General features: G+C 37.7%; 25 protein-coding genes, 1 other RNA gene and 1 riboswitch. Of the genes, 15 read left to right on the top strand and 11 right to left on the bottom strand.

Translation table 11 applies throughout. The annotated features are described in order from the left end of the window. The first annotated feature begins 34 nt into the window (after positions 1-34). A complete protein-coding gene (gene smpB, locus AC6CHU_RS22470; protein ID WP_009331807.1) occupies positions 35-502 on the top strand; it encodes an SsrA-binding protein SmpB in 468 nt (155 codons plus the stop codon). A gap of 144 nt (positions 503-646) precedes the next feature. Continuing rightward, positions 647-1,006: a transfer-messenger RNA gene (ssrA, locus tag AC6CHU_RS22465) on the top strand. 393 nt (positions 1,007-1,399) lie between these two features. On the opposite strand, the gene AC6CHU_RS22460 is transcribed toward ssrA, so the two are convergent. Then, complete coding sequence (locus AC6CHU_RS22460; protein WP_159863664.1) at positions 1,400-2,668, bottom strand: helix-turn-helix domain-containing protein; 1,269 nt, start codon at positions 2,666-2,668, stop codon at positions 1,400-1,402. Positions 2,669-3,355: 687 nt separating this feature from the next. On the opposite strand from AC6CHU_RS22460, the gene AC6CHU_RS22455 reads away from it, so the two are divergent. After that, positions 3,356-4,156 (top strand): helix-turn-helix domain-containing protein, encoded by an 801-nt coding sequence (locus tag AC6CHU_RS22455; RefSeq protein WP_159863663.1) that lies wholly within the window; start codon positions 3,356-3,358, stop codon positions 4,154-4,156. A gap of 97 nt (positions 4,157-4,253) precedes the next feature. Here the strand turns inward: AC6CHU_RS22455 and AC6CHU_RS22450 are convergent, their stop codons facing one another. The 6 genes from AC6CHU_RS22450 to AC6CHU_RS22425 all read right to left on the bottom strand — a co-directional run bounded on the left by AC6CHU_RS22450 (position 4,254) and on the right by AC6CHU_RS22425 (position 9,933). Then, the gene (locus AC6CHU_RS22450; protein WP_498122832.1) at positions 4,254-4,685 is read right to left on the bottom strand and encodes a hypothetical protein; all 432 of its coding nucleotides are present in this window, start codon (positions 4,683-4,685) and stop codon (positions 4,254-4,256) included. Beyond that, positions 4,675-4,887 carry a helix-turn-helix transcriptional regulator gene (locus tag AC6CHU_RS22445; RefSeq protein WP_498122831.1) on the bottom strand — a complete coding sequence of 71 codons (213 nt, stop codon included), beginning with the start codon at positions 4,885-4,887 and terminating at the stop codon, positions 4,675-4,677. The genes AC6CHU_RS22450 and AC6CHU_RS22445 overlap by 11 nt, the downstream gene beginning before the upstream one ends. A gap of 606 nt (positions 4,888-5,493) precedes the next feature. After that, positions 5,494-6,198 (bottom strand): flavodoxin family protein, encoded by a 705-nt coding sequence (locus tag AC6CHU_RS22440; RefSeq protein ID WP_159863660.1) that lies wholly within the window; start codon positions 6,196-6,198, stop codon positions 5,494-5,496. 18 nt (positions 6,199-6,216) lie between these two features. Beyond that, a complete protein-coding gene (locus AC6CHU_RS22435; protein ID WP_498122830.1) occupies positions 6,217-9,339 on the bottom strand; it encodes a type 2 lanthipeptide synthetase LanM family protein in 3,123 nt (1,040 codons plus the stop codon). Positions 9,340-9,405: 66 nt separating this feature from the next. Beyond that, on the bottom strand, positions 9,406-9,645 hold the full coding sequence (locus AC6CHU_RS22430) for a lichenicidin A2 family type 2 lantibiotic (protein WP_159863658.1): 240 nt from the start codon (positions 9,643-9,645) through the stop codon (positions 9,406-9,408). A 15-nt stretch (positions 9,646-9,660) separates the two neighbouring features. Next, positions 9,661-9,933: a mersacidin family lantibiotic gene (locus tag AC6CHU_RS22425; RefSeq protein ID WP_159863657.1), complete on the bottom strand. Its 273-nt coding sequence runs from the start codon at positions 9,931-9,933 to the stop codon at positions 9,661-9,663. A 284-nt stretch (positions 9,934-10,217) separates the two neighbouring features. On the opposite strand from AC6CHU_RS22425, the gene AC6CHU_RS22420 reads away from it, so the two are divergent. From AC6CHU_RS22420 to AC6CHU_RS22390, 7 genes are all read left to right on the top strand, one after another. After that, positions 10,218-12,440 (top strand): peptidase domain-containing ABC transporter, encoded by a 2,223-nt coding sequence (locus AC6CHU_RS22420; RefSeq protein WP_159863656.1) that lies wholly within the window; start codon positions 10,218-10,220, stop codon positions 12,438-12,440. A gap of 557 nt (positions 12,441-12,997) precedes the next feature. Beyond that, the gene (locus AC6CHU_RS22415; RefSeq protein WP_236566191.1) at positions 12,998-13,240 is read left to right on the top strand and encodes a helix-turn-helix domain-containing protein; all 243 of its coding nucleotides are present in this window, start codon (positions 12,998-13,000) and stop codon (positions 13,238-13,240) included. A gap of 157 nt (positions 13,241-13,397) precedes the next feature. Next, complete coding sequence (locus tag AC6CHU_RS22410) at positions 13,398-13,556, top strand: hypothetical protein (protein ID WP_236566190.1); 159 nt, start codon at positions 13,398-13,400, stop codon at positions 13,554-13,556. 36 nt (positions 13,557-13,592) lie between these two features. Beyond that, positions 13,593-13,745 (top strand): anti-repressor SinI family protein, encoded by a 153-nt coding sequence (locus AC6CHU_RS22405; protein ID WP_159863910.1) that lies wholly within the window; start codon positions 13,593-13,595, stop codon positions 13,743-13,745. A gap of 458 nt (positions 13,746-14,203) precedes the next feature. Then, a riboswitch (Fluoride riboswitch) is annotated at positions 14,204-14,264 on the top strand. A 127-nt stretch (positions 14,265-14,391) separates the two neighbouring features. Further along, complete coding sequence (locus AC6CHU_RS22400; protein WP_251284503.1) at positions 14,392-14,769, top strand: CrcB family protein; 378 nt, start codon at positions 14,392-14,394, stop codon at positions 14,767-14,769. Beyond that, positions 14,766-15,134, top strand: a complete 369-nt coding sequence (gene crcB, locus AC6CHU_RS22395; RefSeq protein WP_159863654.1) for a fluoride efflux transporter CrcB — start codon at positions 14,766-14,768, stop codon at positions 15,132-15,134. The genes AC6CHU_RS22400 and crcB overlap by 4 nt, the downstream gene beginning before the upstream one ends. Before the next feature lie 99 nt (positions 15,135-15,233). Next, positions 15,234-16,334, top strand: coding sequence for a mechanosensitive ion channel family protein (locus tag AC6CHU_RS22390; protein ID WP_251284502.1), 1,101 nt, complete (start codon positions 15,234-15,236; stop codon positions 16,332-16,334). Positions 16,335-16,370: 36 nt separating this feature from the next. Here the strand turns inward: AC6CHU_RS22390 and AC6CHU_RS22385 are convergent, their stop codons facing one another. After that, positions 16,371-16,910, bottom strand: coding sequence for a flavodoxin family protein (locus AC6CHU_RS22385; protein WP_251284501.1), 540 nt, complete (start codon positions 16,908-16,910; stop codon positions 16,371-16,373). A 297-nt stretch (positions 16,911-17,207) separates the two neighbouring features. On the opposite strand from AC6CHU_RS22385, the gene AC6CHU_RS22380 reads away from it, so the two are divergent. Together AC6CHU_RS22380 and AC6CHU_RS22375 are read left to right on the top strand one after the other, a co-directional pair. After that, positions 17,208-17,657 carry a MarR family winged helix-turn-helix transcriptional regulator gene (locus AC6CHU_RS22380; protein ID WP_251284500.1) on the top strand — a complete coding sequence of 150 codons (450 nt, stop codon included), beginning with the start codon at positions 17,208-17,210 and terminating at the stop codon, positions 17,655-17,657. A 115-nt stretch (positions 17,658-17,772) separates the two neighbouring features. After that, complete coding sequence (locus AC6CHU_RS22375) at positions 17,773-20,880, top strand: MMPL family transporter (RefSeq protein WP_159863650.1); 3,108 nt, start codon at positions 17,773-17,775, stop codon at positions 20,878-20,880. Positions 20,881-20,970: 90 nt separating this feature from the next. On the opposite strand, the gene AC6CHU_RS22370 is transcribed toward AC6CHU_RS22375, so the two are convergent. Continuing rightward, positions 20,971-21,687: a 3-ketoacyl-ACP reductase gene (locus AC6CHU_RS22370; RefSeq protein ID WP_159863649.1), complete on the bottom strand. Its 717-nt coding sequence runs from the start codon at positions 21,685-21,687 to the stop codon at positions 20,971-20,973. Positions 21,688-21,828: 141 nt separating this feature from the next. Here AC6CHU_RS22370 and AC6CHU_RS22365 point away from each other — a divergent pair, with 141 nt between their 5' ends. Continuing rightward, on the top strand, positions 21,829-22,827 hold the full coding sequence (locus AC6CHU_RS22365) for an LLM class flavin-dependent oxidoreductase (protein WP_498122828.1): 999 nt from the start codon (positions 21,829-21,831) through the stop codon (positions 22,825-22,827). A gap of 384 nt (positions 22,828-23,211) precedes the next feature. On the opposite strand, the gene liaG is transcribed toward AC6CHU_RS22365, so the two are convergent. Then, positions 23,212-24,066, bottom strand: coding sequence for a LiaG family protein (gene liaG, locus AC6CHU_RS22360; RefSeq protein WP_159863647.1), 855 nt, complete (start codon positions 24,064-24,066; stop codon positions 23,212-23,214). 402 nt (positions 24,067-24,468) lie between these two features. Between liaG and def the strand changes: the two genes are divergently transcribed. Then, entirely contained in the window at positions 24,469-25,047 is a 579-nt protein-coding gene (gene def / locus AC6CHU_RS22355; protein ID WP_159863646.1) for a peptide deformylase, read from the top strand. Between the two features lie 38 nt (positions 25,048-25,085). Here the strand turns inward: def and AC6CHU_RS22350 are convergent, their stop codons facing one another. Continuing rightward, positions 25,086-25,217, bottom strand: a complete 132-nt coding sequence (locus tag AC6CHU_RS22350) for a hypothetical protein (RefSeq protein WP_268891651.1) — start codon at positions 25,215-25,217, stop codon at positions 25,086-25,088. A 125-nt stretch (positions 25,218-25,342) separates the two neighbouring features. Here AC6CHU_RS22350 and AC6CHU_RS22345 point away from each other — a divergent pair, with 125 nt between their 5' ends. Further along, positions 25,343-26,170, top strand: a complete 828-nt coding sequence (locus tag AC6CHU_RS22345) for a DUF2935 domain-containing protein (protein WP_251284499.1) — start codon at positions 25,343-25,345, stop codon at positions 26,168-26,170. Positions 26,171-26,199: the final 29 nt, after the last annotated feature.

Here is a 26,199-nt window from a genome sequence, read left to right as displayed (position 1 = left end):
GATTAAAGGAAAAGGGAGCAAAGGGGGATTTAATATGCCAAAAGGAACTGGCAAAATGGTTGCGCAAAATAAAAAGGCATATCATGACTATGCTATAGAAGAAACATATGAAGCGGGCATTGTTCTGCAGGGGACAGAGATTAAATCGATCCGTGCGGGCAAAGTGAATCTGAAGGACTCATATGCCAGAATTCAAAATAATGAAATCTATCTTTTCGGCATGCACGTCAGTCCTTATGAGCAGGGGAACCGCTACAATCATGACCCGCTAAGGACCAGAAAGCTTCTCTTGCACAGAAAAGAAATCAGCAAGCTGATTGGTGAGTCTAAGGAAGTTGGCTACTCAATCGTTCCATTAAAAATGTACCTCAAAAATGGTTATGCCAAAGTTTTAATTGGCCTGGCGCGTGGTAAAAAGAAATATGACAAGCGTGAGGATCTGAAGAAGAAAGAAGCCAAGCGTGAAGTAGAGCGTGCTTTCCGCGAAAGACAGAAAATGTAAATCCAGAACCTTACAATTGAAAAATGAGTTCAGTGTGTTATAATAGTAATTGTCACAGCGAGTGACATAAACTTTAGCTCATCTATTTCGAGCTTATCCGAACGTTAGCGTGCTGAATAAGATTCGGCGCAGACCTTTTATAATGGGGACGCTACGGATTCGACAGGGATAGTTCGAGCTTAGGTTGCGAGTCGAGGGGATCGGCCTCGTTAAAACGTCAAAGCCAATAACTGGCAAAACTCAAAACAACTTCGCTTTAGCTGCCTAATAGGCCTTTAGCGGTTCGCCCCTCCATCGCCCATGTGGTAGGGTAGCGGACTCACTCTTAGTGGGCTACGCCGGATTCCACCGCCTGAGGATGAAGGAAGAGAACAACCAGGCTAGCTGGCCGGACGCCCGTCGATAGGCATAAGGATCAGCGAACTGCGAATATATCGACTACACTCGTAGAAGCTTAAGTGCCGATATTTCTGGACGAGGGTTCGACTCCCTCCGTCTCCACCAAATACATATTTGGTGGTTTTTTATTTGTTATAAAGCTTAAAGCGTATGAGTTTATACTTTTGCTTTAAAGAATAAGTAATATTATTCGCTTTTAATACTGCATGAAGTTTATATTAATTATTCCAAACTTTTGATCTGCATAAGAGGGACAAAGTATAAGAAAACTCCATTGCTATTAAATAGCTTTGGAGTTTATTTTTTAAACTTTGTTATTATGTGGTTTCGGTTTAACAATTAAAGGGGGGAGTATTTCGTCGTCCCTGGCAATTGTATTGTGGTCCAAATTATTTAAATTACCCTTAGAATAATTAACTCCAGCTGAGCAACCGCTCATAAGTATACCGATAGTAAATGAAGAAATTAGTAGAAATTTTTTATTCATAATAACACTCCTTATACTGTTAGATGTGATTTCTTTAAGTATTCCCTTGACATTACAAAAAAATTAGCTGCATTTTTATATTTTCCAATAGAATAATAGTGGTCACCCAGAAACTTACAATAATTCGATAAAGAAAAATACTTCTTATCCTTTTCTAATGCAGGAACTATTTTAGAGAACATAATTTTATGTATTTCTTCATATTTTTCATGTAATAATAAATTATAAAAGTTAAATTCTATATAAAGTTGGTTTTTTAGGTTCGGGTAAATTGCTAATAAATCAAAGCCATTCTGTAAAAGTTGAAATATCTCTTTATTACTACCTTTTTTATGAAGTTCCTTAACTAAAGAAAGGATAGTTTGTGCGTGAACCAAAGGAGTTAGTTGATCCTCTTTACTTAAAATTTCCTGAAAAAGTTCAATTGCTTTATCTATCTCTCCGATTACACCGTATAGATAACCTAAATTATGTTGGATCGTCAGGAAAATGTCTTGATATTGGATCTTGCCTGCTAAATCTAATGATGTTTGATAATGGGATATTGCTTCTTCTATATTATTATTTCTTCGATGAATAATCCCCAATAAAACATGACAGTCTACACATCTCTTAAACAGGTATAGCTCTTGGTAAAGCCCTAGAGCTGATTGACAATATTTTAAACATGTAGAGGTCTTTTTTAATCTTGCTGCGGCCAGTGAATACGCATAATACAAGTCAGCCAATTCTAAGTTACTTAAAGTAAACATGGATACTAGATTTACTGATTTTTCGAAAAAATAAAATGACTTTTCTGCTTTTTGTGTATGGTAGTAATAATAACCCAATGCTTTATAAAAGATATACCTTAGCTCAGATGAAAGCTGGGCTTCCTTAGAAAATATGGATTGAATCAGATGAGGGAGTTCCCTGAACTGTTTTGTTTCCACGAAATAGAAAATTGATATGACTTCAAATCTAGATTTTAATGCTTCACTAAAGTCCTTATCTAAAAGTTTTTTGAAAACCTTATTAGCACTTTGGATGTCCTTATTTAATAAGAAATTATAAAACTCTTGAATCTCTTTTTCCTCATTTTCATTAATTTGAAAATTATCTTCGATACCTAATCTTTTTATTATTAAATTTTTAATCTCTTCACTGGGATAAATGACTCCATTTTCAATCTTAGAAAGATATGAAACTGAGCAAATCCCAATAGCAAGTTCACGTTGATTAATTCTTTTTAAAGTTCTTACATATTTGATCTGTTGACCAAAAGTAAAACTCTCCAGCACTTTACCCCCCCTTTCTCAATTTTGTATATGTATATATTACTATATATGGTAATATTTTGTAAGTTTATAGGGGATGGTATCCTGTCGAATATGGGAGTTGTATTTTTGAATTAAATTAAATAAAAACCAATATAATTCAAATTATTGAACTTGTTATTAAATAATTTCTAATTTAATAGGAATATTTTTGAGTAAATGTACAACTAATTGAAATGTCCTTATAGTTGCATAGAAAAATACTTTGATCATCCGCTTAACCCTTTTCAGTTCAATTTATTAAGTTTTTTTGAATTTAGCTAACTACAAAAACTTTTTTGGTTAAGTTTTTGTTCATAGGATTTATTTTAACCCCTGATAATTGCATCGATTAAAAAAAATAGTTCATCTTTTTGAATTTTATTGATTTCTCGCCCCCTGCCATTACAGTTATTTTATACTAATTGTGTAATCTTACTATGAGGGGGAATTAAAGTTTAATTAATGCTATTGTTTAGGAAAAAAGATACAGTGATTAAGGTATAAAACATTTACGATAGGCAAGCCATGGATTATATTTTGCTGGATTTTTGTAAATGAAGTTTGCCAAAAGCAGCAGAATCATTATTTCAAGAATGATGAGTGGACCTTCTTATGATGTACAACAACATAGGTTAGAATAATTAAATATTTTTAACTGTGGAGGAAAAAATGGGTCATTCTATTGGAGAGAAGCTTAAATATCTGAGAAATAAGTACACTCTTACTCAAGCTGAAGTAGCAGAAGGGATTTGTTCTCAAGCTATGATAAGTAAAATAGAAAAGCACGAAGAACTTTACCCATCTGCTCACTTATTATATGAGTTAAGTAAAAAATTAGGTGTTCCAATTGGTTATTTTTTTTCAGATGACTTTAATGCAGCAAATTATGTACAAATTACAATTGAAGAAATTTGTCGTCATACCGAGGAAAAGGATTTCTTTACGGCTTATGAATTAATTAAATTAGAAAAGAGGAATCCAAACTTTAAAAATAATGATGCTGCTATGAGTTATTTGCTTTGGCAAGAAGCGATTTGTATTAGTGAAATCACTAATAACCATAGGCTCTCTATAAAAATAATTGATAATTTATTTATTAATAAAAAGTTCTATTCACTTGAAGAAATAAATATGTTGAGTAGTAAAATCACCTTTTTATTACGTTGTGAAGAAATTGAGGAAGCTTATAATCTTCAAATCGACATTTTAAAAAGGTTAAATAAGCTCCCTTTTTTCAATCTTCACTATAGCAGATTTCTTATCATTAATATCTATTTTCTTTGCTCACAGGCTGCATTCTATTATGGAGATATTAAAAAAGCCATTTCTCATTGCCAGGAGGCAATAAGAATTTGTCATAAAGAACAAACATATTACAAATTGGCTGAATTAAAAGAATTAGAGATAAATATAAAGAATAACTCAAATGGGAGAAAATACTATAGTTCTGTAGAGTGTATACCTGTTTAGTTGGTTCCACTCTCAGCATTGATTATGATCAGCTGTCCGTAATGAACAGCTGATCTTTTGTTAAGGAAAGGGATATGGTTCAATAGGCAGAATTCTGTTACATAGCCTTCTTATTAATTACAAGCTGGTAACCATAGTAGAACACTGATAATAAATAAAGACCTATAAGACTAAAAAAGGATACTTCATTCATATATCCGAATAAAGTTAATGTTAAAAGTCCTAAGCAAAACATTACGACCATAAGGTCAAAGGCTTTAGACTTTGCTTTTTGCTTAATCACTATATTTCTCTCATCATTTTCTTCAATTACATCCTCTTTAGTCTTATATTTATTATCTAATATTACCATAACACCACCAAATAGAAGCATAAATCCACATCCCCCTACAGCAATTGGAACTAAATCCAATCTATCAAAAGGGATGTTTAAAACATCAGCTCCAACGGCCCCCAAAACAATACCTGATACCAGTAAAAAAGATCCCAAAATGGTTATAAACCAACTTAAAGTTAGTTTATTTTTCATTGTATGTTTCCTCCTCATAAATAAAAATGTCTTCAATACTCATGTTAAAAAATCTTGCAATTTTAAAAGCCAAAATAATGGAAGGGTTATATCTTCCGTTTTCTAACGAGCCAATTGTTTGTCGGCTTACTTCTAATGCGGAAGCAAGTTCCTCTTGTTTTATTCCGCATTTCTTTCTAATTTCTTCTAATCTGTTCTGCATACCTTAACTCCTTCGCAAGGGAAAGTTAACTTTCCATCATTATATAATGAACTGAAATTTATGTAAAGTTAACTTTCCGTAAAATTCAAAAAAATTACAAATCATTTGTTTAAAGATATTTTACCGCATCCCCCCAGGTATATAACAAAGGCTGTTGCCAAATTAAATGCAGGCTGAACCAGCTGGTTACTATTTGGACAAGAAGCAGATGGCGTTGTATAAACTAGAGTTTAATATTTATTCACCTATTTGCTTATCCCGTGTTAGTGGTTAAACGTGTATAGGTATGCTCAGCAAGAGGCCTCATTGTTTAGGATTAATTTGAGAATTGTTTTTGACTTCATTGGGTAACCTAGGGAGTCTTCTGCTTATGTAATTGATTAAATATAGCATCCTAAACAAAGTACCCACTACTATTCCAAAAATAGTAATTTTCGCAAATAATGGACCCATCATGAATAAGAAACACCCTAAAATGGTAGTGAAAAAAATTGATACTAATAAATACATTAAAAATCACCCTCTATAGTTGTAAGAATTGAAGATGTAAAGCGAAAGAGGGAAGCTCAGTTCTGCTGGCTTCCCTAAATTTTTTGATATTTATAGTTAAACTGAAATCTTTATTTTATCTAGGTATTCTACAAAATTCTCGCATTCAAAAAGTCCATTATTTTTCCAATACAGATACTCAGCGTGGTCCTTAGGATAGTTATTGAACAAAAATCGATACGAAAGGAAGGCAGCCTCTATCGTATCATTACTCTTTACCTCTTTATCTCCTCTGGTATAAGCAATGATACTTTCAATATTATCCTCTATGTCGTCAAACAAAGCGGGATCAGGAATTAAACTAACTCTACCTACGCCAACGACCCCCATATAGTTCATCACCTTCTCCATGTAACTTAGGACATAATTTAGACCATTAGTTCCTGAAGCAAAAAACATCCCTGGTTTACCTGCTAACCTGAATAGATGCCCCCAGTATGCAAGTCTATCAATAAAAGCCTTCATATCCCCAGAAACATTATGAGAATATACCGGGCTGCCTAAGATGATGAAATCTGCATTTAATAATTGATTTTTAATTTTGTCCATATTATCTTCAACTAACTGATCCTGATTGCAGTATCCTTTTGTAAAGCAATTTTTACAACCTGTTGAGTGATTAATATTTGTTGATGATGCTGTGTGTAAATCTATATGGATATCTGAGTCGACTTCTTTCAGCCGTTCTATCAATTTTTTTAAATATATTGTTAAAGTGGATTCATCATTTCTAGAACCGATGTAAACGAAGATTTTTTTCATGCATTCCTATCCTCCAAATCATTCTAAAGTTAGAACTGACTTTACAGAATTCGGTGAAGAGACTCTTAATAATTGGTTACCTATACCAGCAAGACCCGTGAACATCCCGATCTTAGGAAAATGATCTAAACCAACAGTTAGGTATTGACCACGCTCTTTGGCGTCCTCCATAATTCCCATAGCCAGCTTTCTTGCTTGTAATAGGTATTCGTCATTCTGCAGATATTGAGATGCGGCAACTAAAATTTCGGTTGCTCCCATGTTGCCATGACAGATACAATCACTTTCTCTATACTTACTTTCATAAGTCATCTGCAAGGCTCTTTCAATTTCACTTTGCAGATTCTCATCAGCGTAATATTTAGTTAAGAGTATTCTGCTTATGCCAATCCCTAATGAACCATGACACCAGTCATATCTAATTAAAGAAGGATCATAAATAGCCTTATTTAGCCAACCGTTATGTTCAATAGAAAAAAATGATCGATCTTGGTTCAGTATCTCTAATCCTTTTTCGGTAAATGATTTAACATTAGTTAGGTGTCCTAATCTAAGTAAGACTAAAGCGATGGAACTTGCACCGTGGGCAAACCCGCCGATCAAATCTTCTTCTGAATTATTTAACTGTTGAACTAACTTATTGCCCAGCATAATGGAAGTTGTTAAATAGTCAAGGTTTTTAGTTTGCTCTAATAGGTTCAATACAACAGCAGCTATTCCAGCAGTTCCTTCAATCCAATCAAAATGTTCTATTGAATTGATGTTCTCGCTAATTAACTCTAATAATTTGTCTAATTTCTTCTCTGCCTCAGTATCATTTTCTTCCAAGAATAAAATTGAATAAGGGTACAGTAATGAAAATTTACCAGTTATAGCCGAATGATTGTCTTTGTGATTAATGATATGTTCTGCGGCAACTAGAACTTTATTTGCAAATTCCCTATACTCTTTGTCCTTAGTGACTTTATAAAGGTTATAATAGAATATAAAAACTCCAGCAAGGCCATCATATAAGTCACTGGGCAGGGCAGTAATATTATAGGAGTCACCTACTTCAAAAATATCTAACCAAGTGACAGTTTGTTCATCATCTGAATAAATAGCTAGTTTCCTTAATTCGCGCTCAACCTTTATGGCTTCCTGGATAAAAACATCAACAACCTCATTTGATTCTGTTAATTCTTTTTTATTGATAATATCATTTAGACTAAGAGGTACTTCTATTTTCTCTTTTGCCACTTTTCCCGTCTGTACCTTTATAACTGAAATTTGTTTATTGATTTCATTTTCATCCAGTTGTCTAATTTTATTTAGTAACCTATTATATGCAGTCTCTTTATATATTTCCTTAATCACATTTCCTTTACTATCTATCAAATCTGTTGAATTTACATTATTAAAGAATATAGGTATGTCATCGTTGAGCATGTCTCTATACTCACTTCTGATAACTTCTTTATATTGGTAAGGATATCCCCATATATTTTCTAAGATTTTGTCTCTGTCCAGGGCATCCCTTAAAAAGTCAGGGTGGTAAGTATATGCTAATAATGAAGCATACTGAGAAGTTCCTTTAGCTATTATTCTTACTTTTAAATTTTCAAATTGCTTTAAAACGCCATCGCTACTCAGCAGCTCTTCTTTATGGTCCATAATCACCAGACAGGTTTTTCTAAACCCATTAATAATCTCTTCGACATAATCTTGATACGGGACAATTTGATTATTGTACATTGGAAGGTTGTTTGAGCCTGCCATTTTTGACTCAACCATTCCATACATCATTGTGTCAGTGTTATTGTTTATTATTCCTTGAACTTCATATGGTAATGTTCTTTCTTGCCCGTTTAGGGCGCTAAGATCAATTCCTGCTTTCTGTAAAGTGTTGAACTTTATTTCACCAGGAAGCAGTAAAGTACTCGAAACGAAGTCAATTTTTTTTGTGCTTGCTTTATAATGGGCATTATCCAAACTTGTTAATGGGACACTAGTATGCAAAAGTGTTTCAGTATCTACTATTACTGGCGAAGCTCCTTTTGCAATGATATTTTCCATGTGCATATCTGTTCCATTCAAAATGTACATTACGGCAAGTATTTGCCCAAACTTTATATAATAATCTTTAATTTCATCAGTGCTGCTGCAATCCATCTGAGGAACAAACTCTTCGACAGAGAACTTATTGTCAAAGTTAATAATTCTATAAGTATCCATATCTAAGATGGACTCTTTACTATTTAGCCAATTAATTAAATTATGGTAGGCAATTGCTACTTGTGAATTTCTCGGTTTATAAAGGAACTTCTTTCCTGAGCTTAGAACAAATGATATAACAGCTTTTCCTTCATTATGGGAGTCACCCAAACCAGGCGAAATGCCCTTAACTATTTCTCCCTCATCCAGGTCAAATTCTTTGTATATGGCTGTTTTATTTTGGGTTAGATTATCCAAAAAATCGATGGTGTTCTTAACAGTAAAATGGGCATTAGTAGAAAGTAATCTTGTTAGTACGATGTACTCAGAATAGAAATCATTTAATCTCTTTTTATCTGTAAACAATCTGTTAAAAGAGTGAAACCTATCTTCTGGTGTATCTCCGCTTAATTCACCGCGTACTCTAGAAACATTTAGTTCTAAAAGAAGAGTTTTCATGGAAATTTGTACTGAGTTATATGTAAAAGCATATAAGACATCATTAATGACCTGTTTATTAAAAACAGTGCTGTACTTTTCAAAATGGGAAGATACTTCTTTTTCAACATATAACGTGAAAGGCCGTAGAATAAAACTAAAACCTTTAGAATTGTCATATTCACTATTATCTTGTTTTAACAGATTAAATGCCTTTTGAAACACCTTATACCAGGTTTGATCTTCCAAGAAAGTATGTATATCTTCACGTTCAACTGACATTAGCGCATTAGGGTTAACCGCTTTAGAAAACACATTCTGATTATAATCCATGATTTCAAGCATTTTTTCAAAGCTATGTGGCTGTACTATATTCTTTCTTTCTCTCCATTTTTGAAAACTCTCATCATCAAAAGCTCCATTGTCTTCATTTTTTATGATGTTATAGCGCTCATTTAAGGTAAGGCCTTTCATAAAAGTTAAAATATCTACTCCAATTTCTGTTTGCATGGTACCCCTCCTTCTTATAGTGAAAGGAGCCAAAAACGCAATAACATTTTTGGCCCTTCAGTAAAATTATTTACAAAATACTTTTGTTACAAGGTATGAGCCGACAAAACTAGCTGGTGCTGATACAAGTGCAGAAGTAAGAGCAATTGTAGGTGTTGCTTCCGGTTTAATATCTCCACTTCCACCACAAACTGATAGCATTTCATCAAACTCTAATTCATTAAAACTTGTACCTGACGGATGATTCTCCACTTTTTGACGGCTTTCAGGGTTCTTCCAACTTAAAATGATTTCTTCAGAACTCATATTAGTTCCCTCCTATTATCCAAGGCAGTTTTTGTTATATGTTACAATACCGCTGATCGCGCTTAGAGAAGCACTTCCAATTAATGATGCGGCAGCTGAAATACATTGAGTAGCTGTTGGTAGCGTAAGTGCTGAAATAATGGTTGGAGTTGCTTGTGTTTCAGCTGCTCCATTTACAGCGATCATTTCTTCAAAGCTTAATTCGTTGAAGCTTCTGCCACTTGGGTGATTAGCGCTCCCTCTTTCTTCTGGGTTTTTCCAGGCTTTAATTAGTGCTTCGTTTGACATAATTCCTACCTCCTAAAATTTTACTTCGTGTTGCAAATAGAATGCTAATGCAAAAAAAAACATAGTTCAACAAGTATTTTAAATAGTCAAATAATATAACTATAGTTATGCTAAGGATTAATTAAAAAATCCAATAAATTCTCGCGCATTCTACCGATTTCTAGTTCAATATGAAAATAGTTATATTTTGGAATATTTGTTTGAAACTGTAACTATCAAACTATATAATTTATCATGTATTAACCTCCCTAAGGGTAATTTTTCTAAAGCGTTTGTCGTTAACCGTGTTTTTTAAGAAATTACCTGTCTTCCTTTTAACAACAATTGAACATAACATTCAAAAGGAGTGGATAGTCATAAAAATTAAGAAAAGGCTCCCATTTATAGGTCAGATGGAGCATAGTGAATGTGGTTTAGCATGCTTAGCTATGCTATTAAATTATCATAGTCATCATGTCACATTATCAGAACTTCGAGATGAATATGGATCATTAGCAAGCGGTTATTCATTTTATGATATAGCATGTATGGCCAATGAAATGGGACTGAAGAGTAAGGGGTACAGAGTGGATGTAGGCGGGCTGAAGCAATTTGATTTACCAATAATATTACATTGGAACTATAATCATTATGTTATTTTGGAAAGGATTACTAAAAAACATTTTTTTATTGTAGATCCCTCTAACGGGAGGAAGAAATATACTATTCAGGAATTCTCTGGAGCGTTTACGGGAAACATTTTAACTGCTGTTCCGACTGATGCTTTTACTAAAAAGAAAAAACAAAAACAAAATGTTTTCTTAAGTTTTTTAAAAGAGTCAAAAAAGCTATTATTCACGCTAATTCTCTTGACATGTTTCCTGCAAGCTGTAGCTATTTCAATTCCTATAATTACACAGAAGTTTACAGATAAAATCTTAGGGGCTACCGATTTTAATTTGTTGGCTAGTACTGGAGCAGTATTACTATTTATTCTACTCGGTAACTTGTTTCTCTCTATTTCTAGATCTTTAGTTATCGCTAAATTCCAATCCAGTTTAGATGTTAAGATCATGTCAAAATTTATGAGTGTCCTGTTAAGGTTACCCTACTTATTTTTCGGAAATCGGGCAAGTGGAGACTTAATATTCAGAGCAAATTCCAACTCTCTAATTAAACAACTATTATCAAGCACAACCATTTCTTTGTTTATTGATGTGTTGCTAGTGATTAGTTACATGATAATAATGTTTACATATTCAGTCCCCTTAAGTTTAATCTTAATCTCAATCAGTGTGCTAATTGTAACAGTACTATTAGTTAATACCCGGATAATAAAAACACTTTCTGATGAGAATGTATCAAATCAGGCAGATGTACAAACAATTTTAGCGGATAGTATAAACGGTATTTCAGATATAAAAATGTTAGGTTTAGAAAATACTATTTTTAATAATTGGCAAGAAAGCTTTACGAAAGAGGTTAAAACTGCGGAAAAATTAAATATTTGGAGTGGAAGTATTCAAGCCATTACTAGTTCAATCCAATTAATAGTACCTCTATCTATGTTATGGTTCGGAAGTTTTTATTTGATAAGAGGTGATATTACTATAGGTGTTCTAGTAGCTTTTAGTACAATTTCATCTTCGTTCATTAGCCCGATCGTATCTCTAAGCAGCAGTTACACTCAAATTTTAAGTATAGGATCCTATTTTCAGCGAATAAAAGATGTAATAACTTCAACAACTGAAGATTATAGTAAAGAATTTATAAATATGGAGTTAGGAGGAGAGATCGAATTTAAAAACGTTTGCTTTAAATATTCCAAATATTCTAACCAGGTAGTTTCAAATGTATCATTTAAGGTAAAGAAAGGTGAAACTGTGGCAATTGTTGGACCATCTGGATCAGGAAAGAGTACCTTGGCAAAGCTGCTGTTAGGATTTTATACTCCTACGGATGGAGAGATCAGTTTAGATCATTATAAGATGGACAAGCACACCAGGGTTTCTTTAAGGAAACAGATTAGTTCAGTTCTTCAGGAATCAAAATTATTCAATCGAACCATTCTCGAAAATATCACAATGTTTCAAAAGGATATAGCTATTGAGGATGTTATTAAAGCAACCAAACAAGCAAATATTTACTCAGATATTATGAGTCTGCCAATGAATTTTCATACTAAGATATCAGAAGGTGGTAATAATCTTTCAGGAGGGCAAATTCAGCGTATATTAATTGCCCGTGCATTAATTCGAAAGACCCCTATTTTAGTATTGGATGAGGCTTCAAGTGCTCTAGATAATATTTCTGAACGGATTGTTCACGACAGCCTCTTAGAGTTAAATAGCACAAAAATTATAATTGCTCACAGGTTATCGACAATTAAAAATGCAGATAAAATCATTGTTTTGAAGGAAGGAAGAATAGTTGAAAATGGCACCCATGAAACCTTGCTCCAAGAAGAAGGACTTTATTACAATTTGTATAATAATATGAAGAAAAAAGATGTACAGACTGTTGGATAAATACTGTTGGGATGCTGATATTATCAGCGTCCCTTTAAATTGTTTTTACATATAATTTTAATTCATGGCTGCTAACCTAACATTTTATTACCCTGTTAAATTGATTATATTGCTTTTCAACCCATTAAATAAAAAGTGTAATGGTCATTTATAGGAATTCGCTTTGAATCCTATTTAAAATGAGAGAGTTATGATCTTATTAAAGAAAATAAGTATGAAAACAAAACTCAGAAGGGGCTATAGTTAGAAAAAAACGGCGCTGCTCACTCGCATGTCTCCTGGTTAGAGTGATTGGTTCCTTCACTGTCTATTATTCCCGCAATATAAGCTGCTTCAACACTTTCCATTTCACATCCCCCAGTGTAAAATAAGAATATACGTTCCCTTTTTGAGTATGACACAACTTTTTCTATTTACTAATGTAAAATTCAGATAATTCCCAGGCTTTCCCAATAGTGATATTAGGTAATACTTGTGAGTAATATAATGCAGACGGAGCTGTTATTAATGGGCCACAGAGGACGGAAATAGGGGCCAGCGGAGGGCAGCGCCGCGCATTGCTTCTTGAAATTGCCACGGAGGAATTTGCCCAGAAAGGCTATTTTCATACAAACAGCAGCATTGTGAAAAGGGCAGGTCTGACACAGCCTTCGTTTTACCTTTACTTTGATGCCAAGGTGCCATTTTTCAGGAGCTTATCGACCTGTTTCGCAGACGGATTTCTGAGCTTACTTCCAGTAGCCGTGTGGAAACAGGTGTTGATTTGTCATCATTGCCTGAACGAAAAACCTCAGATCTGACAGCTATCTTTGCATTTTTTAGGGAAAATCAGCATTTGACTCATCGGTTTTTGTGTTGCTTTGGATGCCGACGAATTTCAGGAGATACTTGCTGGTCAAATTGAAGCCAAACCTCTTGTCAGAGCAACAGTCAGGATAGTTCAGTGAAGATATTGATATGGGAATTGTCGCAGAGAGTCTGACAGGAATTATTGAACGCCTGACATCAACCAACTTATTTAAAGGGATAAAGGCTCCGGAAGATTTAGCAGGAGAAATTGTCAATTTATTCCTTTATCGAATGATTAAAAAAGCAGCACTCAATGAAGACTTCTGAGGGGAACAGAATCTTTACGGGAGAGTGGAAAAGGGTATGGAAACCTGTGAGGGGAAAATTGATAAAGAATGGGTAGAGCTCATATTGATAGCCAAACAGCTGGGGTTAACAATTGAGGAAATACAGGACTTTATGAAACAATCCACGATAGGGCCTATTAAAGGCAAGATTCAAGAAAACCATAAATAGCTTGATTATCCTGCGATTAATGGGAAGGATAGGATCAATGCGGAGGCTTTGGGTAATATTTACAGGAATGCTATCTGGAATTTTTCTGGGGTTATTTTTAAAGATGATTGAGATATCCACTGATATAAAAGTGTACACTTTGCTATTAAATGTGGATTACTTTCCGATTTTAAAAAACTACAATTTTCCCGAATCAATCGAATTTGTATTCCACCTAGTCATCTCCGGTATTTTAGCAGTCTGCCTATTTTTCATAATAAATAAATACCGCTGGAACAGAACCCAAATTATCACCCGCACTTTATTCATCACCTTTATTATAGGAGTCCTCCTTTATCCAACGACTGCATTATCTGTTCGAACCCCTGAACTTACATCTATTTCTGCCATGTTTTTTTGGCTGTTAGGCCATCTGTTATATGGACTGCTTCTTTCAATCTTTTTTATTAAAAGTGCACGTCTTTTTAGGTGATGGATTTCCCCTATAACCGCCTTTGGGCTAATGACTCCTGTCAGTTATATAGTAACTGGCAGGAGTCATTTTATTGTAAAATAAAAAAATATACGCCAATTACCGTTAAGTGCAAGCGCCGACAGGGCAAGGCGCTGTTCATATGTACAGACTAATGAATATGGAGGGAGCTGCATGATTTATTTATGGGTAGGGGCAGCAGGTTTTTTGGGTGCCTCTTTACGGTATAGCATTGGTGTTCTTCTCTTTCATGAAAGCACCGTTTTTCCGTTTGCTACTTTGATGGTTAATCTGGCTGGCAGTTTTCTTTTGGCTTGGCTAACAACTGGTCTGATGATGCGTGCTTCAATGCCGGCTCATATAAAAACAGCAATCGGAACTGGCTTTGTTGGATCTTTTACCACCTTTTCCACAGTAAGCGTTGAAACGGCAGCCCTCTTTCTCAATGGAAATACAGCTCTGGCCGTTGTTTATGTTGCAGCCTCCCTTTTTGGCGGATTATGGATGAGCCGACGGGGGTTTCAGGTGTGGAAAGGAGAAGAAGCCGAATGAGTACGTTATATGTTTTAATGGTGGGGATAGGCGGCTTCTTTGGTGCGATATCCCGGCTATGGGTCAGTCAGTTCATTAGTAAAAAGTTTGTGTCGAATTTCCCCGCTGCCACGCTTGTCATTAACTTAATTGGTTCACTTCTTCTTGGAGTCATGGTAGGCTCCGGAATAGAAGGAAGTCTTTTTATGCTGTTTGGCACAGGGTATATGGGGGCATTCACCACTTTTTCTACCTTGAAGCTTGAGGCGATACAGCTGCACATGGATAAAAGGAAAAAGGAGCTTATTCTATATACTTTTTTGAGCTATGGCGGCGGGATTCTTCTGGCCTTCCTGGGAATCGAACTGGGATCCCTCCTCAAATAAAGAAGTAACAGTTTTCTGTATATACTTAGGGAAGTTTGTATGATAACCTGCCTCGGAGAATTATGTTATGATAGCAAATAGCATCAAGGAGGTAATAAAATGTTTTGGGAATCTTATTTAACAAATGATAAATTATTGGACCTGGGAATATCCATTGGGATTTTTCTGCTGTTTCTCATTTTCCGGAAGCTTTTCGCTAAATATGTATTTACTCTTTTATTAAAGATTAGCAGAAAAGCGCCAAACGACTTTTTCTCACATCTATTTGTATCTTTTCAAAAGCCGATTCAAGGTTTTTTTATCATAATAGGGATCTATGTGTCTGTTGGTTACTTTCCATATCTAAATCAAAAAAACCCCTTGTTTTTAGATATTATAAGCTCCTCATACATTATTTTGCTTGCGTGGGGATTATACAATATGGCAGCCGCATCATCTGCCCTTTTTACTAGTTTAAAAGTTAGGTATAATCTTGAGATTGATAACATTCTTATTCCTTTCATTTCCAAGGCATTGAGAGTTATCATTGTGGCTATTAGTTTTAGCATTGTTGCCCAGGAGTTTGGCTACGATGTGAATGGGTTTGTAGCGGGGCTCGGATTAGGCGGTGTTGCCATTGCTTTTGCTGCCAAGGATGTACTGGGAAATTTGTTTGGCGGATTTGTCATTATTACAGAAAAGCCGTTCACGATTGGAGATTGGATTATGACGCCAAGCGTAGAGGGTACGGTTGAAGATATTTCTTTCCGGAGCACCAGAGTAAGGACATTTGCACAGGCGCTGGTCACAGTTCCTAATGCTACTTTAGCCAATGAATCAATTACAAACTGGAGCAAGATGGGAAAAAGGCAAATAAGCTTCAGATTGCGCGTTACTCATGATACGACTAAGGATCAAATGGCTAATGTTATAGGGCAGATTGAGTATCTGTTAAAGAATCATCCCGATATTCATCCAGAAACCATTTTTGTCACCTTTGACGATTATAAAGAAAATGGGCTTGATATCTTCCTTTATTTCTTCACTAAAACAACAAACTGGGGAGAATTCCTGAAAATTAAGGAAGAAATCAACTTTGAAATCATGGATATCCTTGAAAATGAGCGTGTATATGTTGCTATGCCAAGCAGAAAGCTATACTTGGATCCTGAAGGTGAAAACCAGCTGAAAAAAGACATCAGAGTGAGGCAGGAAACCTAATAAGATAAAAAAGGCGGAACTTAGAGTCCCGCCTTTTTATTTTATGAAAAGTTTATTCCATTGTTCAGCCTTTACTAATGCAAATGAATCTTCTCTCACTTCTTCCGGCTTTACTCCGCTGCCGATGATATAGTCGGCAAATTCCATCCCGACAAAATCAAATATGTATTGAAATTGCTGAACAAGGGGAAGTCCTTTTACTTTTGCGCTGCTGCCGCCTGTGATAACAACGTAAGCTTTCTTCTTAGCCAGCTCCTCTTTGAGGTTAAATCGTTCATCCCGTAAATATTGTGACCAGCGATCAAAGAAATCCTTCATCGGACCGCTCATGCCATACCAATACAAAGGGGTGGCAAATACAAAAACATCATGTGACTGCATCTGCTGCACTAATTCTTCATAGTCGTCATCGACTGGTGTAAAGCCGCCATCAGTATGCCTCTTATCCACAATCGGTTCAATATTCAGGTCCGCTAATTTTACCAGGGTGTGGTCAGTGCCTTCTACAATCTTTTTAGCCAAATACTCAGAATTTCCGTTTTCTCTCGTACTGCCCAGCAAGGCCAATACTTTCATTAAAATCGCCCCTTCACTACTATCGTCTTTTTATGAATTTTACATAAAACTAATTTGGGAAGCAAAGAAAGTAACTTTATTTAATAATTACGCCACCAATCGCTATGCCCAGCCAAAGAAGTTTTGTCAGAGAATATGATGCTTAGTAAAAAGGCTCAAACTAGATAACAGCAAACAGGCAGGAGCGATTTTTTTTATTGACAATCCAATTTACCTCCCTTAAAGTTAACTACGTTAATAGTTAAACTATTGAACAGTTAAATAATAGAATAATCAAATGGCGAGGTGAATATATAAATGAGTGTGCCTGACATTAAGAATTTGGTCGACCGGTATATTTCCGTTTCTTTTTCTGTTGAGAAAAAGGCTGCATCACTTGTGAAAAATCAGATTGGCAGCGACCTGACCAATGATCAGCATTTTACCTTGAGGTACATAAACCGGGCAGGTTCCTGTACTTCGTCAGAGCTTGCGGAAGTGTTCGATGTAAAAAAGAGCGCGATTACAGCAATGATTACTCGTATGTGGGAAAAAGGTCTGATTCAGCGGACACGTGATGAAAATGATCGCAGAGTCGTCTATCTGACACTTACCGAAAAAGGGAATGAGCTTTACATGAGAGCAGAAGAAAAGATTCATATCCTGGTAGAATCGCTGATAAATAAATTTGAACAGACCGAAATACAGCAGTTCATTGAAACCTTTGAAAAACTGGATCAAGTCCTATCGCAATCAAACGGGCAGTAATATTCCCGCTTTTAGACGCAGGCACTCATCGAAGAGTCACCAATGGGTTCAACTAACGATCAGCAGAGAGGAAGCCCTCTCTGCACTATCAGAAAACAAAACGGGGGATTAAATAGTGTACTCAATTATTAAAAGAAAATGGCTTGTCATAGTCGTATGGATCGCAGTGGCTGCCGGTTTGTTTCTGGCAGCGCCAAACATGGCTGATCTTGTCCGTGAAAAAGGTCAGATAACTGTTCCTGAAGAGTATTCTTCCACACTTGCCGGGGATATCATGCAAGAAGTGCAGAAACAGGAAGGCGGCGGGGATGAGACCCAGGTCGCACTTGTTTTTCATAATGATAAAAAGCTTACAGGAGAAGAAATCGAAGAAGCGGAAAAAGCTATCCGCATGCTTGAAGACAAAAGCAATGAATTGGGCATAACAGAAATTCTTACTCATTTTAATGAAAAAAGCTTAAAAGATCAGCTTGTTTCAGAGGATGGCAAGTCTATTCTGGCATCTGTCAATGTAAGCTGGAACGACCGGGAACCTGCTGAGCTGAGTGAAGAGCTATATAGTGCGATTGATGATGCCAAGGTAGATTACTATTATACAAGTGAATGGCTGATCAATGAGGATCTTATGAACAGTTCGCAGGAAGGATTGAAAAAGACGGAAGGAATAACAGTCGTCTTTATTCTGGTTGTACTGCTTCTGGTTTTCCGATCAGTGGTTGCGCCGATTATCCCGCTCATGACAGTAGGATTCACTTATCTTGCTTCACAATCCATTGTGGCGTTCTTAGTAGACAGGCTGGATTTTCCGATTTCAAACTATACCCAGATTTTCCTGGTAGCGATTCTGTTTGGGATTGGAACAGACTATTGTATTCTGCTGCTAAGCCGTTTTAAAGAAGAGCTTTCCTATAATGAAAGCACAGCGGACGCCATTGTGGCAACATACCGAAATGCGGGCCGCACAGTATTTTTCAGCGGCCTGGCTGTAATGATCGGGTTTGCTGCGATTGGATTCTCACAGTTTATTCTTTACCAGTCAGCAGCAGCTGTAGCCATCGGTGTAGCGATTCTCTTAATTGCTTTATTTACGATTGTGCCATTCTTTATGGCAGTGCTGGGCCAGAAGATTTTTTGGCCATCGAAAAAGAGTGCCGAGCATGGTGAAAGCAAACTATGGGGTACGGTCGGACGATTCTCGCTTGCTCGCCCATTCCTGGCCTTGCTTATTGTAGCGGCCGTTTGTGTGCCGTTTCTGGTGACATATGATGGAGAACTTTCTTACAACTCACTTGAGGAAATCGGTGGAGATGTTAATAGCATTAAAGCGTTTAATGCTATTGCAGACAGCTTTGGGCCGGGAGAATCCATGCCGACGCAGATCGTCTTGAAAAATGATGAGGAAATGGATTCAGCAGAATATGTAGGACTGGCTGAAAAAATTAGCCGGGAGCTTGAGAAAGTAGACTTGGTAGATACAGTTCGTTCTGTCACAAGGCCAACCGGAGAGCCGATCGAAGACTTCTTTGTAGCCAAACAAGCGGAGACGCTTGAAGAAGGCCTAGGAGAAGGAAAAGACGGATTAAACAAAATTTCAGAAGGCTTAAATGAAGCAAGCAGCGAACTGTCAAAATCAGAACCAGAGCTGCAGAATGCCACAAAGGGGATCAATGACTTGATTTCCGGCACCAATGAAATCAAGTCGGGTCTAAGTGAAATACAGACAAACCTTGCTAAAATTGAAGATGGTATTCGTCAGGGATCTGCAGGTTCAGATCAAATTAAAGATGGGCTGGAAAAATCCAAGGCTGGAGTGGAACAACTCACAGCTAATTACCAAAAAATATTAAATGGTTACCAGGTTACACACGATAAGTTAACAGAGCTGCAAGCAGGATATGTTAAGGTGGGTTCTGGACTTGGTGAAATAAGTACAGCAAATGATAACTTGTATAAGCACCTTGAGGCCAATTATGCTGACTTAGAAACAGATCAAACCTACCAAACTTACAAACAGGCTATTCAGACAAACCTGGGTGAGCTTACAGGCGGTTTAACCGAGTTGAATTCAGGACTGAATCTGTTAACTGGTGGACTAAAGGAAGCAAATAATGGATTTGGTAAGATCCTGAATGAACAATCAAAGCTTTCTGCAGGCCTCCAGCAGCTAATCGACGGAATCGAAGCTCAGCAGGCGGGACTCAATCAGCTAGCCGACGGCCAGGGACAAATTGTTGATAATTTTCCTAGGCTGACAAATGGTTTAACTGGAATCAGCGGTGGCCAGGAGCAGCTTCTTGCCGGATTTGGCGACCTTGGAGGACAAATAAGTCAGCTGACAGATGGACTTGGCCAGAGTGCAAACGGACTTGAGCAGGTATCTGAAGGACTTGGTTCTGCACAGGATTACCTGGCAGGTCTATCGAAGTCGGATAATATGGATGGGTTCTATTTGCCGCCTGAGGTTCTGGAGGATGACGAGTTTGCCCAGGTGTTTGATGTCTACTTGTCAGAGGATCGCAAAGTTATGACAATGGATGTCGTTCTTGAAGCAAATCCGTATTCCAACGAAGCCATTGACCAGGTCGATGACATCAAGGATGCTGTGGAAAGAGCGGCAAAAGGGACTAAGCTTGAAAATGCGGTTGTCGCAGTAGGCGGGATTACAAGCACCAATGCTGATTTGAGCACAATGTCTGATAAGGATTACTCCCGTACAGTCGTATTAATGCTTCTGGGCATTTCGATCATCCTTGTGTTCCTTTTCAGGTCTATCATCATGCCAATCTATTTAATTGGTTCACTAATTTTAACCTATTATACGAGCATGGCAATGAATGAAGCGATTTTCGTAAACCTGCTGGGATACACGGGCATCAGCTGGGCGGTTCCATTCTTTGCATTTGTTATTTTGGTCGCGCTTGGCGTAGACTACAGCATTTTCTTAATGGACCGTTTTAATGAATATCGTGACCTTTCTATCGCAGATGCCATGCTTTTATCCATGAAAAAGATGGGTACGGTTATTATTTCAGCTGCGGTCATTCTCGGAGGAACATTCGCGGCAATGATGCCATCCGGAATGCTGTCTTTATTGCAGATCGCGTCTATTGTTCTGATTGGATTAATGCTTTACGCACTGATTGTGCTGCCTTTATTCATTCCAGTTATGGTCAAGAACTTCGGCCAGGCAAACTGGTGGCCGTTTAAAAGAAGTACAAATTAACTTAAACTGAGACTGTCTTTACGGCAGTCTCTTTTTGTTTCTTTCAAAAAGGATCCCCAATCCTTAAACGATTGGGGATTCATCAAAAATTTATGGATTAGTCGACCACATGCCGGCAGTTTTCACAAACACCCGCGGGTTCAATTTCAGCTGTGCTACCATGAATTCTGCGAGGTCTTCAGGCTGCATGACTTTTTCAGGATTGCCGTCCGTCAGGTTTGTTTCAATTGCAAGGTCAGTGGCAACCGTGCTTGGAGTCAATGCACTAACCCGGATATTATGCTTTCGGACCTCCAGCATCAGGGACTCTGTTAAGCCTAATACAGCAAATTTGGATGCACTGTATGCACTAGTGACAGGCGCTCCTTTTTGGCCGGCTGTGGATGCAATGTTGATAATGTCTCCAGATTTTTGTTCAATCATTTCAGGAAGAACAGCTCTTGTAACATTATAAACACCCATCAAATTGACCTGAATGATGCTTTCCCACTCATCAGGGGATAGCTCCAGGAACCCGCCGAACTTGGCAATTCCGGCATTGTTAATCAGGATATCCACAGAGCCAAGGTCTGATTTTATATGCTCGACTGCATGGGAAACAGCTTCAAGATCTGCAACATCGGCTGCGGCAGCAGATACATTCACCTCGTACTGGCTAAGTTCCTCCGCCACTTTTTCAAGATTTTCAATCGTTCGGCCCAGTAAACCAATATGGACACCCTCTTTCGCCAGCGCAATAGCGGCGGCGCGCCCGATCCCTCGGCCTGCTCCTGTGATGAGAGCGGTTTTTCCTTTTAAAGTATGCATTATCCTTCCTCCTTAAAAAAAATCATTCATATACTACCAGAAAGGCTGTGAATTTCCTAATAAACCGCTTGCGCAGCCGGGACAGTTGAGGAAGCTGCACCCCTTGTGATAAGATCATCTTCATTAAAAGGGGGAGTTCTCATGAAGCTTAGTGTTTTGGATCAATCTGTTGTGGCAAAAGGGGATTCTGCAGCTGAAACGTTTCGTAAAACAGTCAAGCTCGCCCAGGTGGCAGAAGAGCTTGGCTACACCCGTTTTTGGGTAGCTGAGCATCATAATTCGAATGGAATGGCCGGCTCTTCACCGGAAATTCTTATCTCCCATATTGCATCAGGCACCACCCGCATTAAGGTCGGATCAGGCGGAATCCTTTTGCCGCAATACAGTCCTTATAAAATTGCCGAAAACTTTAATGTGCTCCAAACTCTATTTCCGGGACGGATCGATTTGGGCATCGGGAGGTCTCCGGGGGGAACTGCATCCACCCGGCTTGCTCTGACAGATGGCGTAAGGAAAAGTCTGAATGAGTTTCCGAGACAGGTTAGGGATTTGCAGGGATTTTTACACAAAGAGCATCCAGAAGGCCATCCTTATCAGCAAGTGCAAGCTTTTCCACAGGCAGAAGATCCTGCCCTATTATGGCTTCTTGGAATCACGCACCGCGGAGCAAGACTGGCAGCGGAACATGGAGTTGCCTTTACATATGGGCACTTTATCAATCCTGACAATGGAAAGAGGGCACTGGATACATATTTCAGTCAATTCCAGCCTTCAGTGGCTTTATCTGAGCCGAAAGCAAATGTGTGCATTTTTGTTGTGTGTGCTGAAACACAGGAAGAGGCCGAGAGGTTGGCTTTGAGCCAGGATATGTGGCTTCTGGCAGTTGAAGAAGGGAGAGATACGAGACTAATTTCAAGCATTGAAGCTGAAGATACCCAGCTAATACATGAGGAAAAAGAAAAAATGACTGAAAACCGGAAGCGGATGTTAGTTGGTACTCCGGCAAAAATAAAAGAAGAATTGAAGACTCTCAGCGAAATCTACAGAACAGATGAGTTTATGGTCATTACCAATATTCATGACTTTCAAGGCAAGCTGAATTCGTACAAACTGCTGGCCGACGTTATCGGCTTAAGCTGAAACTAGTAATCCCCATTTCATCCACAGTCTGAGGGGTATTTTTATTTTGTATTTTCCATTAACTCGAATGTGAATAACTAATTCATTGATTTTTTTAATTTTTCAGAAGTATCCACAACTTTAGGTGATTTTTGTCCAATTCATCCACACAGCGTGGATAATCCGAAGGTTCAATAGAGTTATCCACATACAATAATCAAGATTGAGACAAAAAGTTATCCCCATTCTGCCCGTTTTTTTAGTTATCCACATAAGTGATTGCTTGTCTTCCATCCGGCAATGAACCTGTCCTTTTGGTATTGTGTATTCTTCTCTTTTAGCGGATTATTTGAATGGATATCATACTCAAAAAAAAGCCCGGTTTCCCGGACTTCAATGCAGCAGTTAATTAATTTCGGCTTTCCCGCTGGATACAGAAATGCGGATGTCATGTTTCCCTGATCCATGCCTGCCGGAAATATCATTTTTATCACGTTTTTCATCTTCCAATTCGAAATTGCTGCTGATATGGCCGCTGCTTGCTTTGCCTTTTAAAGTGAAGTCAGCATCATCAGGCAAGTCAAGGCGGACAAATCCTGAACTGGCTTCAACTTTAATAGAGTCAATCAGCTTGCCGACCATTATATCGAGCTGCCCGGATGAGACCCCAGCGTCAAGCTTGCCCTGGTAGTTTCTGATTTTCACTTTGCCTGAACTCATATCTATTTCGCCTGAACGGGCAAATAAATGATCTGCATCCATCATTCCTGATGAGCCTTCGTGTTCAAATTCATCTGTCTTAATGTTGGCCAGGCTGACTTTTCCCGAGCTCATATTAACATCCAGGCTCTCAAGCCCAAAAGGCTTGCTCTTGGATTCACCGGCGAAATTCATACGGCCGGAGCCTACATGAATGGACATGGACTTATTGAAATCTTCCGGAATGTAGATTCTCAGGTTGCTTTTGTTATTGAAAAACTGAAAGCCATCCAGCCACTTTCTCTTATATTCTACACGAATTTCGTTTCCAGACTTATTGACGGTCACTTTCCCTTTACCGTCAAGTTCCGCTCTAACTTCATTTCCCTTATCAGGGATAATGACGGTATCTGAGCTTGATACATCAATGCTGATCGTATCCGTTCTCTTGCTGAGAGAAGCTCCGGTATTGCTTCCTCCGAAGCTGAAGAAGCTGTTCACGCCGGTAAAGAGCATATATGAACAGATTAAAATAATAAAAATGGCGAAAATCCTTTTCACTGAGAATCCCCTGCTTTCCTAATAGTTTCTTAATATTATTTTATGCTAATCCGAATTCAGGCACATTGAGCCGCGGTTTTATTTCCAGCTAAGACTTGAGGCGTATGGTATATAGGATTACATTTGTGCAGATTATGCCTTAAGATCCAAAAGTATTATTATCTTTATTATAAAAGGAATAAATAGGAACAGCCATTTAAATAAAACAATAAGGCTGTGTCCAAAGGATTGGACATGTCACTGCCACGAATGCTAACATAAAAACAGTTTTCGGCTTAAAAGTTGATAGGATAAAAACAAGAAAAAACTTGCAAACAATCACTTGCATAGAAATAATAAATATGACCCAATACTTGAAGCTTTTCAAAACACTAATAGTAAAGGTAGATGAATTTTTTATTTATGAGTAAATTTAATGCTGATACAACTATTACAATGAAGGATATTGTGCGTGAGGGTGATCAAATTCTCCGTGAAGTTACAAAGGAAGTGCCAGTGCCTTTAACTGAGGAGGATCGCGGAACACTGATTGCAATGATGCAGTATTTGAAGAACAGCCAGGACCCTGCTGTTGCAAAGAAATATGGTTTGCGTCCGGGCATTGGGCTATCCGCTAACCAAATTGGCCTGAACAAGCGAATGTTTACTGCTTATTTTACCAATGAGAAAGGTGAGCCCCAGGAGCATTATGTAATTAACCCGAAAATAATCAGCCACTCTGTTGGTGTTATTTTTCTTCCTGAGGGTGAAGGCTGTCTGTCTGTAGACCGTGATGTAAAAGGATATGTGCCCCGTTATGAGCGCATTAAAGTAAAAGCGCATAATCTTGATGGCGATGAAGTGACACTCCGGTTTAAGGGGATTCCGTCCATCATCATGCAGCATGAAATCGACCATCTGAACGGAATAATGTTTTATGATCGAATTGATAAAAACGACCCGTTCAAAATTCCGGAGAACTCAGTTATGGATCATTTTTGAGATTGAAAAACCGGCTTCAATGTGAAGCCGGTTTTTTCTTAATCCAAATCAGTCTTATCTTTTTGATCCTTATTCCTCTTATTGCCCTTGCTGTTATCACCGCTGATCGAGGATTGATTTCCTCTTGGTGAATTTTGGTTATTGCTGCCTTTATTGAATTTTTTGGTCATTGGGATTCTCCTTTCATAAAATGCTTCTTTATTTTCTCTAAATTACTTCCTTTTTATCCGGACCGGCCTTCTTGTTCCCTTTAAAATGGCATATACATTTAAAAGGATAATGATGGGGGGATCGGATGAATGAAATAGTTTTGACGCCGTGGGAGGAGCATGCATTTTGGCTGGAGATTCTTGAGGATCACGCGATATTTGTCAGGGACCATCTTTCGCCGGCAGAAGGCAAGTATATAAAAAGAGCGGATGACTACAGGCAGGCTTTCAGAAACCTTTGGACCAGGCTTAATCAGTTAGCAACTTCAGCACCTGCAGACTCACAGGAAGCTGCTGCAATGGCCCTGGAGATATGGCCGGCTGCAAATGGCTATTTTCAATTTGAAGGAAAACTTCAGAATCTGAGAATTAATAACATGATTAATATAAATCTTTCGCCGACCTATTTTAACGGTACATTAAGTGAAAATCAGGAATATTTACGCCTGCTTTCTTATTATGCAAAAGGGCTTATACCTCCGCCGCTATCTCTTTTTGATTTGCTGGATTTGTGGCTGGAGGATCAGCTGGGACACATCATTCTTCTGAAAAACTCAATCGATCCGATAGAGGTATTTGTAGATGAACAGGCAGATACGTATACCCGGATTTTTCAGGGGTTTATGGTACAGAACCGGCATATGAAAGGATATCTCCGGTTTACGCAGCCAGGGTTTCCCCGACAGCAGGCATTGGCCAGGGATGTGGGGCTGACTGTGATTGAAATGAATGAATTCATTAAGGGGATAGTCGAGAAATACGCAGGCAAAAGGATCCTCAATAAAACAACACTGAGATTTCTCGAACATCACTTCCCTGAAGCCTGCTATCTAATTAAAAAGCTGAGTTTCTACGCTCCTGAACTGGCGGAAGAAGCATCAAAATGTTCCTTAAAAAAACCATCCTATTCTTAATCCCATAAAACCCTCTTTTAGAAAGAGGG

The organism is Cytobacillus sp. GQ23 (genome assembly GCF_059758675.1).
Note: the sequence above shows the minus strand (reverse complement) of the source record. Positions and strands in the feature narration are given on the sequence as shown.